The organism is Pantoea sp. BJFS-204, from assembly GCF_049310725.1.
Lineage (GTDB): Bacteria > Pseudomonadota > Gammaproteobacteria > Enterobacterales > Enterobacteriaceae > Pantoea > Pantoea agglomerans.
In genome coordinates this window covers 37,974-50,490 of the sequence record NZ_JBMOWE010000007.1, presented here as the reverse complement: position 1 = coordinate 50,490, position 12,517 = coordinate 37,974, and the positions used below count along the sequence as shown (strand labels likewise).

Sequence of the window (12,517 nt, the reverse complement as noted above, 5' to 3'; positions counted from 1 at the left end):
CATTAATCCCACGATCTGATCGCGGTCACGATCTTAGCCACAGGCGATCGGGTTGTGTGAAACAGCCCGCAAAAGTGTGGGATGTGGAATACGTATGGGCTGATACACTCAATTCTTACTCCTCTGTTGAGTGAACCCGTAATGAAAACGAACGGCAAAGGCCCTGCACTACTGCGACTGAATAACCAGAAACGGGTGATGACTCAGCTGCGTAAGCTGCGCGTGACGTCGCGTCAGGATCTGGCGGAGACGCTGACACTCAGCAAAAATACCGTCTCATTAATCATTGATGACCTGCTGGAGCAGGGCCTCATAGAGGAGCTGGGGCCGGTCAGCGTCGCTTCCGCCGGACGGCCTAAAATCGGGATTACCCTGCGACCGGAAAAACTCAAGAGCGCAGGCATCATGGTGGAACGCAACGTCATCCACTGGCGGGTCTGCGACTATTTTTCACAGGTGCTGGCTGAAAAGACGCTGCGCACCGATACCAGTAACCCGACCCGACTGCTGGCTGAGCTGGCGATGCTGTGCCGGGAACTGGTGAAAAGCTATCCTGATTTGCTCGGCATTGGCCTGGGTTTTCCCGGTATCGTCGATCCCCGGCGCGGCTGGATGCATATTTCATTGCCCCTCGAATGGCAGGATGTTGACCTGCTGGGCGCGCTGAGTAAGCACGTCAGTCTCCCCATCCGCATTATGAATAATGTCAAAGCCGCTGCGCTGCTGGCGGTACAGCTACGTGGATTATCTGTGGAGAGCGGTCACTTTTATCTGCGTATTTCCGAGGGAATTGGCGGCGCACTGGTACAGCATGGCGAAGTATTTACCGGGCACAGCTGGACGGCGGGCGAGGCGGGACATCTGGTTGTCCAGCCCGACGGCCCGCGTTGCAGCTGTGGCCGCCGCGGTTGCCTGGAAGCGCTGGTCAGCCAGCCTGCGGTTAAACAGCAGCTGGCGCAGCGTCAGCCTGGCCTGAGCTGGCAGAACCGCGACAGCGCGCCACGGGTGGTGGATGAGGTGATGGCGCAGGCGGGTGGCTATCTGGGTGCGGCGCTGAGTCAGATTATGCTGCTGCTCAATCCCGCCACCATCATCATTGATTGTCCGTGGAACGCCAGTGAAGTCTTCTGCAAGGCGGTGCGCACTACCGCACACGGCAACGCGCTGGCCTTTACCGCCGCACATACCCTGCTGCACTTTCCTGAGCAGCGGATCGATCCGGCCAACGGGCTGGCGCTGGCGGTGCTGGAGCAGAGTGAGCAGCGGATGATCTAGTGGCTCAAGCCGCCCTCATTCATCCGGTATCCATCCACCTCAGACTGAACGCTTCCTGCTACAACACATTCTCCCCAAAATGCTGGCGATACTCTTTTGGCGTGGTGTCGTAGCTTTTGCGGAAGACCGAATAGAAGTATTGCAGCGAAGGATAGCCGCACATCTGCGAGATCTCGTTGATGTTGAGCGATGAAGAGGCCAGCAGTTCGCGCGCTTTTTCCAGTTTTTCACGGTGGATCATCGCATGGAGGGTGTCGCCGGTCTCATCCCGAAAGCGTTTTTCCAGATTAGAGCGCGACAGCCCGACTGCATCCAGCACCTGCTCCACTTTGATCCCCTTACAGGCGTTGAAGCGGATGTAGTGCATCGCCTGAATCACCGCCGGATCGCGCAGCGAGCGGAAGTCGGTAGAGCGCCGGGCGATGACTTTCACCGGCGGCACCAGGATACGCTGAAGCGGTAAGGGCTGCTTATCCAGCAGCCGATGCAGCAGTTTAGCCGCCTGATAGCCCATCTGTCGCGAGCCCTGCGCCACGGACGAGAGCGCCACGCGTGACAGATAGCGGGTCAGCTCCTCATTATCAATCCCGATCACCGTAAGCTTCTCCGGCACCGGTATTTTCAGGTGTTCGCACGCCTGCAGCAGGTGTCGCGCCCGTGAATCCGTGACGGCGATAATGCCGGTTTGCGGCGGCAGTGTCTGCAGCCAGTCGGCGAGACGGTTCTGGGCGTGTTGCCAGTTTTCCGGCGCGGTTTCCATGCCCTGATAGACCACGCCCTGGTAGCGCTCACGTCCCACCAGCTGGCGAAACGCCTGTTCACGCTCCTGTGCCCAGCGCTTGCCGCTGGAGACCGGTAAACCATAAAAGGCGAAGCGGTTAATGCCCTTCTCTTTCAGATGCAGAAAGGCTTTCTCCACCAGCGCGGCGTTGTCAGTCGCGATGTAATGCACCGGCGGATAATCCTCCTGCCGGTGGTAAGAGCCGCCAACGCCGACAATCGGCACGGAGACATTTGACAGCAGGGTTTCGATAGAGCGATCGTCGTAATCGGCGATCACCCCATCGCCCAGCCACTCCCGGATGTTGTCGATGCGGCAGCGGAAATCTTCTTCGATGAAGATATCCCAGTCAGTCTGCGACGCCTGCAGATACTCACCGACGCCCTCCACAACCTGACGGTCATACACTTTGTTGGCGTTAAACAGCAGGGTAATGCGATAGCGTTTCTCATGCATGATGGCGCGTTCCCTTAAATCCTCAGCGCATTGCATAACACGGCTGAAAGGGGCAAAAAAATTGTTTGCGCCACAATGTGATCGCCCGCGCGATTACACCCGACGCCGCGTTGCCGTATCCATCCACACCGCCAGCAGCAGAATCGCGCCTTTGACGATGTACTGCCAGAAAGTCGGCACATCCATCATGCTCATGCCGTTATCCAGCGAGGCCATAATAAAGGCTCCCATTACCGCGCCCGCAACCGAACCCACGCCACCCGCCAGGCTGGTGCCGCCGATGACACAGGCGGCGATAGCGTCGAGTTCCGCAATATTACCCGCCGACGGCGAACCTGCGCCCAGCCGTGAACTGAGGATCAGCCCGGCAATCGCCACCATCACACCGTTGATGGCAAACACCGCCAGCTTGGTACGCGCCACGTTAATGCCAGACAGGCGCGCAGCATCAATGTTACCGCCGATGGCGTAGATACGACGGCCAAACGCGGTGCGGGTTGCCATAAACATGCCCGCCAGCAACAGCACGGCCAGCAGTAACACCGGGGTCGGCACGCCGCGATAGTCGTTGAGCAACCAGATGGCACCCAGCACTAAGATGGCGGTGATCGCCTGACGTCCGATGGTGCCGCTGGCTGCGCCCTGCGCCAGTCCGAGCTGCTGACGACGCAGCCGCAGCCGCCACTGCCACAACATAAACAACGCCAGACCGGCAAAGCCAAAGCCGAAACCGACGCCGCCCGGCAGATAACTCTGACCAATCTGCGACATGCCTGGCGTGATCGGCGCAACCGTAGTGCCATCGGTAATTCCGACCAGAACACCGCGGAAAGCCAGCATTCCCGCCAGCGTCACGATAAACGAAGGCACTTTACGGTAGGCCACCCACCAGCCATTCCACGTGCCAAGCAGCAATCCCATCACCAGCGTCACCACGATGGTCAGCGGCAACGGCCAGCCGAGCCAGACGTCGAATATCGCCGCCGCGCCACCCAGCAGGCCCATCATGGAACCGACTGACAGGTCGATCTCCGCCGAGATAATTACGAACACCATACCCACGGCCAGAATGCCGGTAATGGCGGTCTGACGCAGCAGGTTGGAGACGTTACGCGCACTGAGCCACGAGCCGTCTGTGGACCAGGTAAAGAACAGGGCAATCAGCACAATTGCGCCCAGCATCACCAGAACCTGCAGATTAGGCAGTGTGAACCTGCCCGGTGACGGTTTGCCCGGCGTGCCGGAGAGGCGGCTTTGGGTACTTTCACTTTTAAGCATAATGTTCACTCCGCAGGGCAGCTTCCATCACCTGCTCCTGAGTCAGGTTATCGTTAATCAAATCGGCTTTGATCTGCCCTTCATGCATCACCAGCACCCGATCGCTCAGGCCCAGCACTTCCGGAAGCTCAGAGGAAATCACAATCACCGCGATACCCTGCTGAACCAGCGCATTGATCAGCAGGTAGATCTCCTGACGTGCGCCCACATCAATGCCGCGCGTCGGTTCATCGAGGATCAGGATTTTTGGATTGAGCAGCAGACATTTCGCCAGAATTGCTTTCTGCTGGTTGCCGCCGCTTAAACGGCCAATCGGCAGTTCTGATGAGGAGGTTTTCACCCGCAGCCGACCGATCGCGTCGTTGATCGCCTGCTGCTCCTGTGCTTCATCCAGCGTTGAGAGCCGGTGGCTGAACTGGTCCAGCGCCGCCAGGGTAATATTTTTGCCCACCGCCATCAGCGGCACGATGCCATCTTTTTTACGATCTTCCGGCACCATAGCGATGCCGTGCGCAATGGCGGCGCGGCAATCGGTGATGTTGACCTGTTTGCCATTAATCCAGATATCGCCCTGCCAGCGTCCTGGCCAGACGCCAAACAGACACTGCACCGTTTCCGTCCTGCCTGCGCCTACCAGCCCGGCAATGCCGAGGATTTCACCGCGTCTGAGCGTAAATGAGACATTGTTAACGCGGCGGATGTGGCGGTTAACCGGATGCCAGGCGGTGAGGTTTTCAACTTTCAGTATCACGTCGCCAATCTGATGCGGCGCGTGGGGATAGAGCGCGGTCAGCTCGCGTCCTACCATCATGGTGATGATGTCATCTTCGCTCAGGCCCGCTGCCGGACGGGTAGCAATATGCTGGCCGTCACGAATCACGCAGATGGTGTCGGAGATCGCCTTAACCTCATTCAGCTTGTGCGAGATGTAGATGCAGGCGATGCCGTGTTCACGCAGATTGCGGATGATGCCGAGCAGCACGTCCGTTTCCTGCTCCGTCAGGGAAGAGGTCGGCTCATCCAGAATCAGCAGCCGGACCTGTTTGTTAAGGGCGCGGGCAATCTCCACCAGTTGCTGCTGCCCAAGGCCTAACTCACCGACCCGGGTGGCGGGAGAGACATTCAGCCCGACCCGCGCCAGCAGTTGCTGGCAGCGCAGGGTCATGGTTTCATCATCCACCATGCCGAAACGGCTCAGTTCGGCACCGAGGAAGATGTTCTCCATCACCGTCAGTTGCCGCACCAGCGCCAGCTCCTGATGAATAATCACAATGCCTTTACGCTCGGTATCGCGAATGGTCTGCGCCTGAATGTCGTCGCCAGAGAAGTGAATCTGCCCTTCAAAATCGCCGTGCGGATAGAGTCCGCACAGGATTTTCATCAGCGTCGATTTGCCCGATCCATTCTCACCACACAGCGACATCACTTCGCCCGCCTCAAGTTGCAGGCTGACATCATTCAGCGCCTTCACGGCACCGAAACGTTTGGTGATATTTTTCATTTCCAGCAGCATCGACTGTTCTCCCTCACGCTATGCGCAGTCAGAGTTCGCTCTGTTTGTGGAAACCGTCTTTCACCACGGTGCTTTCAATATTGTCTTTGTTGACCGGAATCGGCTTCAGCAGCCGTGACGGAACCTCTTTCAGACCATTGTTCAGCGTGCTGTTGCTGGCGGGTGTTTTGCCCTCGCCCAGCTCGACGGCAATTTTCGCCGCTTCGGTGGCGAGCTCAGTGATCGGTTTGTAAACCGTCATGGTCTGGGTGCCCGCTTTGATACGCTTAATAGCTGCCAGATCGGCATCCTGACCGGAGATCGCCACTTTTCCTGCCAGCCCCTGCGCGCTCAGAGCCTGAATCGCGCCGCCTGCGGTGGCATCGTTAGAGGCCACCACCGCATCGATATGGTTGCCGTTGGCGGTCAGGGCATTTTCCATAATTTTCAGGGCATTTTCCGGCAGCCAGGCATCGACCCACTGGTCGCCAACAATTTTAATGCTGCCGTTATCGATATAGGGTTTTAACACTTTCATCTGTCCGGCACGGAACAGGCGTGCGTTATTATCCACAGGCGATCCGCCCATTAAAAAATAGTTGCCCTTAGGCACCTGTTTCACAATGCTTTCGGCCTGCAGCTCGCCCACTTTTTCATTATCGAAAGAGATATAAAAGTCGATATCGGCATTATTTATCATTCGGTCATACGCCAGCACTTTAATGCCTTCCCGTTTCGCTTCAGCGACAACATTACTCAATACCTGACCGTTGTAAGGAATAATCACCAGCACATCGACACCGCGATTGATCATATTTTCAATCTGCGACATCTGTGTCTCTTCGTTGCCGTTGGCTGACTGAACAAACACCTTCGCACCCAGCGTCTCAGCCTGTTTTACGAAAATATCGCGGTCTTTCTGCCAGCGTTCGAGTCGCAAATCGTCAATCGCCATACCGATCTTCACTTCTTTTGCCACGCTGGTCTGGCTGAACAGCGCCAGCGCCGCACAGGCGGCGAGCAGTGCATGTTTCATCTTCATTGTGATCATCCTGTAGGTTGAGGCTATTGTCGTTTCAGGCCTATAAACCAGGCGGATGAATTGTTGCCCTTATTTTCCTGTTACAGCAATTACTGATTTTTATCCGGCTATTACGTTTTTTGGTTTATTTCATTTTTTATGAGCGCGATCGAGGTTTCATCTTTTTCGGACAAGAGAGCGATAATGATAAACCATCCCGTAAATAACATTATTTTGCGAGCCAGCGCACAAATAATAATTATCTGACACCCGTAGTGAAATATCGTAATTGAGCTGAGGCAGCAGCCAATATCAAATATTGCTTCAACGCAGGCCATTCGGGTACTGATGCTAAGGAGCAAACCATGCACGCTTATTTCGATCAGATCGATCGGGTTCGTTATGAAGGCACCCAGTCGACTCATCCTCTCGCTTTCCGCCACTACAATCCCGATGAGGTGATCCTCGGCAAGACCATGGCGGAGCATCTGCGCTTTGCCGCCTGTTACTGGCACACCTTCTGCTGGAATGGCGCGGATATGTTTGGTGTCGGCGCTTTTGATCGTCCGTGGCAGAAAAGCGGAGATGCACTGCAGCAGGCAAAACTGAAAGCGGATGTGGCCTTTGAGTTTTTCCACAAGCTGAATGTGCCGTGGTACTGCTTCCATGACGTTGATGTCTCACCAGAAGGCGATTCGCTGCACAGCTACAAAGAGAATTTTGCCGCCATGACCGATAAACTGCTGGAGAAACAGCAGGAGACCGGCGTGAAACTGCTGTGGGGCACGGCCAACTGCTTTACCCATCCACGCTACGGAGCCGGGGCTGCCACCAATCCCGATCCTGAAGTTTTTGCCTGGGCAGCGACGCAGGTCTGCAGCGCCATGCAGGCGACCAAAACCCTGGGCGGTGAAAACTATGTGTTGTGGGGCGGACGCGAAGGGTACGAAACTCTGCTGAATACCGATCTGCGCCAGGAGCGCGAGCAGATTGGCCGCTTTATGCAGATGGTGGTCGAGCACAAACACAAAATTGGCTTCCAGGGAACGCTGCTAATTGAACCGAAACCGCAGGAGCCGACCAAACATCAGTATGACTATGATGTCGCGACGGTTTATGGCTTCCTGAAACAGTTCGGACTGGAGAAAGAGATCAAGGTTAACGTTGAGGCGAACCACGCCACGCTGGCGGGTCACTCTTTCCATCATGAAATTGCGACGGCCATTGCGCTGGGCATTTTTGGTTCAGTGGATGCCAACCGCGGCGATCCGCAGTGCGGCTGGGATACCGATCAGTTCCCAGTCAGCGTGGAAGAGAATGCGCTGGTGATGTACGAAATTCTCAAAGCGGGCGGCTTTACCACTGGCGGCTTAAACTTTGATGCCAAAGTGCGTCGTCAGAGCACTGATAAATACGATCTCTTCTACGGTCATATTGGCGCGATGGATACCATGGCGCTGGCGCTGAAGGTCGCCGCTCGCATGATCAGCGATGGTGAACTCGATAAGCGTGTGGCACAGCGCTACAGCGGCTGGAATGGTGAGTTCGGCCAGCAAATTTTGAAAGGTGAGTTTTCACTGGAGGCACTGGCGGCGCATGCTCAGCAGCAGCAGCTCAATCCGCAGCATCAGAGCGGACGTCAGGAGCAGCTGGAAAATCTGGTGAATCACTACCTGTTTGATTTCTAACCCTTCAGGAGCAGAGCATGTTTATCGGGATCGATTTAGGCACCTCTGGCGTCAAAGTGGTGCTGATGGATGCACAAGGCAACGTGGTGGCGACGGAAATAGCGCCGCTGCAGGTTTCGCGTCCGCAGCCATTGTGGAGCGAACAGGATCCCGAAAGCTGGTGGCAGGCGCTGGATTTGGCCATGCAGGCGCTGAGCGCGCAGCAGGATCTGCGCGCGGTGCAGGCCATCGGGCTGAGCGGACAGATGCATGGTGCAACGCTGCTCAACAGTGCAAACCAGGTATTACGACCGGCCATGCTCTGGAATGATGGGCGCAGCGAGGCGCAGTGCCGTGAGCTGGAACAGAAGGTGCCGGATTCGCGGGCGATCACCGGCAACCTGATGATGCCCGGCTTCACGGCTCCTAAGCTGCTGTGGGTTCAGCAACATGAACCGGCAATATTCAATCAGATCGCTCACGTGCTGTTGCCCAAAGATTACCTGCGCTGGCGATTGAGTGGCGACTTCGCCACTGATATGTCAGATGCAGCAGGCACAATGTGGCTGGATGTGGCACGGCGTGACTGGAGCGATGCGATGCTGCGCGCCTGCGACCTCAGCCGCGATCAGATGCCGCAACTCTATGAGGGCAATGCCCTGACCGGCCGCTTACATGCCGAACTGGCCACACGCTGGAGGATGAACATCGTGCCGCTGGCGGCGGGCGGTGGCGACAATGCTGCGGGTGCGATTGGTGTCGGCATGACTGAACCGGGCCAGGGCATGCTGTCGCTGGGTACGTCAGGTGTCTACTTCGTGGTGAGCGACGGCTATCTCAGCAATCCGCAGCGCGCGGTACACAGCTTCTGTCATGCGTTACCCCAGCGCTGGCATCTGATGTCGGTGATGCTCAGCGCAGCCTCCTGTCTGGACTGGGCAGCGACGCTGACCGGTTGCAGAGATGTTCCTGAGCTCCTGGCTGAGGCTGAACGCGCGCGCGATGACGTGCCCGGCCTGTGGTTTCTGCCCTATCTTTCCGGTGAGCGCACGCCGCACAATAACCCGAATGCCCGGGGTGCTTTCTTTGGCTTTACCCACCAGCATGGCCGTCCCGAGCTGGCGAGAGCGGTGCTGGAAGGCGTAGGGTTTGCGCTGGCGGAGGGCATGGACGCGCTGCACGACTGCGGCGTTCAGCCAAAGAGCATTATGTTGATCGGCGGCGGCGCACGCAGTGCACTGTGGCGTCAGATGCTGGCAGACATCAGCGACCAGACACTGGATTACTGTCATGGCGGTGAGGTTGGCCCGGCGCTGGGAGCCGCCAGGCTGGCACAGCAGGCGCTGGATGCAGAGGTCACCGTGCCGACCCCGGTTCTGGTGCAGCGACACCAGCCGGATCCGGCCCGGGTAGCGCACTACCAGCCGCGTCGGGAGACCTTTGCGACGCTGTATCAACAGCTCCTGCCGCTGATGAAGTAAACCTGCGAGAACGCTCTGCCTGTTATGAATTTAAATCGCCTGTTAACGGATCCCCCTGCCATGTAATGCCAGGGGGGTAATGAAGGCAGAACAGGTGATCGTGAGCCATATTACTGATCCGGAATGGCCGGGATGACACTTACCCAGCCATACCATCACGGTAGCATCAGCCAATCGCGCCCAGCGTATCTTCCTGACCCTGTTTCTTCGGCAGCAGGAACAGCGTCGCTGCAATATCCAGCAGATAAATCAGCGCCAGCAGGGTAATCGCCGCCGTAAACGAGAACTGGCTCGCCAGCAGACCAATCACCACCGGGCCGAAGCCGCCCACACCGCGGCCAAGGTTGAACAGGACGTTTTGCGCGGTGGCACGCACCTGCGGCGGAAAGGTATCGGAAATCAGCGCGCCATAACCGCCAATCATGCCGTTAACAAACATCCCCATGATCGCGCCGGTAAATAGCATGATGTTCGGGTCGCGCAGCTGAGCATACACCACCACCATCACTACTGCGCCAAACTGATAGAGCAGGAAGATTTTCCAGCGAGCGAAGCGGTCGGCCAGTACGCCAAACAGCCAGATGCCAAAGGTCATCCCGACCACGGTCACCGCGGTCCAGAGACCCGACTTCGTCAGGCTGAAGCCAAAGCTGGAGGAGAGGTAACTCGGCATCCAGATCATCAGCCCGTAGTAACCAAAGTTCTGTACTGAACAGAGGATAAAAATGCCCAGGCTGGCTTTGGCGGTGGCGCGATCGCGCACCAGCAGTTTCAGGCGCGCCGGAAAAGAGAGTGACGGCACATGTTTAACCTGCCGTTGATACGCCTCCGGTTCACCCATGCCGCGACGAATGGCAAACGAGACCAGCGCAGGCAACAAGCCGACCAGAAACATGCCGCGCCAGCCGATGATAGTCAGCAGCGGCGGTGTGATAAAGGCCGCCATCAGCACCCCGAGTTGCCAGCCGATGCCAACCCACGCTGATGCGCGATTACGCTTCTCCGCCGGCCAGGCTTCGGCAATCAGCGCCATGCCGATACCAAATTCGCCACCCAGACCGACACCCGCCAGCGTTCGCCAGGCGAGCAGATCCCAGTAGCCCTGCGCCACCGCGCACAGGCCGGTAAAGACCGAGAAGACCAGAATCGTGACGGTGAGCATGCGGATGCGGCCATAGCGGTCGCTGAGATGACCAAATACGATGCCACCGATAACCGCGCCAATCAGCGTCCAGGTCACCAGCGATCCCGCCTGTGATGGATTGAGCGCCAGCGAAACACTGATAGCCGGCAGCATAAAGCCGAGTATCAGCAGGTCAAATCCATCCATGGCATAACCGCTGACCGCAGCCAGCATCGCTTTGCCTGGCGTTACGCCGGGCTTAGATTGGGGAGAAGGGGACATCGTTGCGCACCTCATAAAGAAAAGTGCCGCAATTATAGAGAGAGTTCAGGATGTGACCAATTGAAAAGGCTTATCCCTGCGCCGATCAGGCGCAGGAAGAAGATTTATCAGGAAGGTCTGTTGCTGCCGTCGTCGCCCGACAGTAATTCATCGAGCCGGTCACCGCCAACGTGACGGAAATCCTGACCTTTGACGAAATAGAAGATAATTTCGCAGATATTCTGGCAACGATCGCCGATACGCTCAATGGCGCGGGCACAGAACAGCGCCGTCAGCACGCTGGGAATGGTGCGCGGATCTTCCATCATGTAGGTCATCAGCTGACGCACAATGCCTTCGTACTCTTTATCCACCTTTTTATCTTCACGGTAGATAGTGATCGCTTCGTTGAGATCCATGCGTGCAAAAGCGTCCAGCACATCATGCAGCATCTGTACGGTGTGACGACCCAGCGACTCAAGGCTGACCAGCAGCGGCAAATGCTGCTGACCAAACTTCTCCAGCGCCGTGCGGCTGATCTTCTCCGCCACGTCGCCAATCCGTTCCAGCTCAGAAATAGCTTTGATGATCGCCATCACCAGTCGCAAATCGATCGCGGTTGGCTGACGTTTGGCGATGATGCGCACGCAGGCTTCATCAATCTCCACTTCCATCATATTGACCTTCTGGTCACCGTCGATCACCCGCTGCGCCAGTTCGCCATCCAGATTATGCATAGCGGTAATTGCATCGGTCAGCTGCTGCTCGACCATACCGCCCATGATCATCACCTGGGTACGGATATGCTCCAGCTCGGCATTGAACTGACCGGAGATGTGCTTATTCAGATTAAGATTATCCATGTCGATCTCCTGTCAGATCAGCCGTAGCGGCCAGTTATATAATCTTCGGTTTGCTTCTGGGCGGGTTTAGTGAACAGCGTGTCGGTATCGCTGAACTCAATCAGTTCGCCCAGATACATGAAAGCCGTATGGTCAGAGCAGCGTGCAGCCTGTTGCATGTTGTGCGTCACGATCACCACGGTGTAATCCTGTTTCAGCTCGGTGATCAGCTCCTCAATACGGCCAGTAGAGATAGGATCAAGCGCGGAGCAGGGCTCATCCAGCAGTAAGACTTCCGGGCGAATCGCGATACCGCGGGCAATGCACAGACGCTGCTGCTGGCCGCCGGAGAGACTGTAACCGCTCTGATGCAGCTTGTCTTTGGTTTCATTCCACAGCGCGGCTTTGGTCAGCGCCCACTGTACGCGCGCATCCATATCTGCACGCGACAGCTTTTCAAACAGGCGAACGCCAAAGGCGATGTTGTCATAGATCGACATCGGGAACGGCGTAGGCTTCTGAAACACCATGCCGACCCGGGCGCGCAGCAGCGCGATATCCTGCTGAGTCGCCAGAATGTTTTCGCCATCCAGCAGAATGTCCCCTTCAGCCCGCTGATCCGGATAGAGCGAGTACATTTTGTTGAAGGTCCGCAGCAGGGTCGACTTACCACAGCCCGATGGCCCGATAAACGCAGTCACCTGATTCTTAGCGATATCCAGATTGATGTTCTTCAGCGCATGATATTTGCCGTAATAGAAGTTCAGATTACGGACCTGAATTTTATCGGCTGATGCTGTCGCGATACTCATAATTCATCTCTCTTATACGGCGCCGCAC

Annotated in this window: 10 protein-coding genes; 3 read left to right on the top strand and 7 right to left on the bottom strand. The window is 56.8% G+C overall.

The window, feature by feature from the left end:
* Positions 1 to 141: 141 nt before the first annotated feature.
* The gene (locus ACO6VX_RS17855; protein WP_191920564.1) at positions 142 to 1,275 is read left to right on the top strand and encodes an ROK family protein; all 1,134 of its coding nucleotides are present in this window, start codon (positions 142 to 144) and stop codon (positions 1,273 to 1,275) included.
* 58 nt (positions 1,276 to 1,333) lie between these two features.
* Here the strand turns inward: ACO6VX_RS17855 and xylR are convergent, their stop codons facing one another.
* The 4 genes from xylR to xylF all read right to left on the bottom strand — a co-directional run bounded on the left by xylR (position 1,334) and on the right by xylF (position 6,324).
* The gene (xylR, locus tag ACO6VX_RS17850; protein WP_010672192.1) at positions 1,334 to 2,512 is read right to left on the bottom strand and encodes a D-xylose utilization transcriptional activator XylR; all 1,179 of its coding nucleotides are present in this window, start codon (positions 2,510 to 2,512) and stop codon (positions 1,334 to 1,336) included.
* A 93-nt stretch (positions 2,513 to 2,605) separates the two neighbouring features.
* A complete protein-coding gene (locus ACO6VX_RS17845) occupies positions 2,606 to 3,790 on the bottom strand; it encodes a sugar ABC transporter permease (RefSeq protein WP_187492213.1) in 1,185 nt (394 codons plus the stop codon).
* On the bottom strand, positions 3,783 to 5,303 hold the full coding sequence (locus tag ACO6VX_RS17840) for a xylose ABC transporter ATP-binding protein (RefSeq protein WP_052270969.1): 1,521 nt from the start codon (positions 5,301 to 5,303) through the stop codon (positions 3,783 to 3,785). The genes ACO6VX_RS17845 and ACO6VX_RS17840 overlap by 8 nt, the downstream gene beginning before the upstream one ends.
* Positions 5,304 to 5,331: 28 nt before the next feature.
* The gene (gene xylF, locus ACO6VX_RS17835; protein WP_010258888.1) at positions 5,332 to 6,324 is read right to left on the bottom strand and encodes a D-xylose ABC transporter substrate-binding protein; all 993 of its coding nucleotides are present in this window, start codon (positions 6,322 to 6,324) and stop codon (positions 5,332 to 5,334) included.
* A gap of 344 nt (positions 6,325 to 6,668) precedes the next feature.
* Between xylF and xylA the strand changes: the two genes are divergently transcribed.
* Positions 6,669 to 7,991, top strand: coding sequence for a xylose isomerase (gene xylA / locus ACO6VX_RS17830; RefSeq protein WP_003849568.1), 1,323 nt, complete (start codon positions 6,669 to 6,671; stop codon positions 7,989 to 7,991).
* A gap of 17 nt (positions 7,992 to 8,008) precedes the next feature.
* Positions 8,009 to 9,451, top strand: coding sequence for a xylulokinase (gene xylB / locus ACO6VX_RS17825; protein ID WP_422458244.1), 1,443 nt, complete (start codon positions 8,009 to 8,011; stop codon positions 9,449 to 9,451).
* A gap of 166 nt (positions 9,452 to 9,617) precedes the next feature.
* Here xylB and ACO6VX_RS17820 read toward each other — a convergent pair whose 3' ends face one another.
* The 3 genes from ACO6VX_RS17820 to pstB form a co-directional block, all read right to left on the bottom strand.
* A complete protein-coding gene (locus ACO6VX_RS17820; protein ID WP_010258883.1) occupies positions 9,618 to 10,856 on the bottom strand; it encodes an MFS transporter in 1,239 nt (412 codons plus the stop codon).
* A gap of 107 nt (positions 10,857 to 10,963) precedes the next feature.
* Positions 10,964 to 11,698: a phosphate signaling complex protein PhoU gene (gene phoU / locus ACO6VX_RS17815; protein ID WP_010258881.1), complete on the bottom strand. Its 735-nt coding sequence runs from the start codon at positions 11,696 to 11,698 to the stop codon at positions 10,964 to 10,966.
* Positions 11,699 to 11,715: 17 nt separating this feature from the next.
* Entirely contained in the window at positions 11,716 to 12,489 is a 774-nt protein-coding gene (gene pstB, locus ACO6VX_RS17810) for a phosphate ABC transporter ATP-binding protein PstB (protein WP_010258879.1), read from the bottom strand.
* Between the last annotated feature and the right edge of the window lie 28 nt (positions 12,490 to 12,517).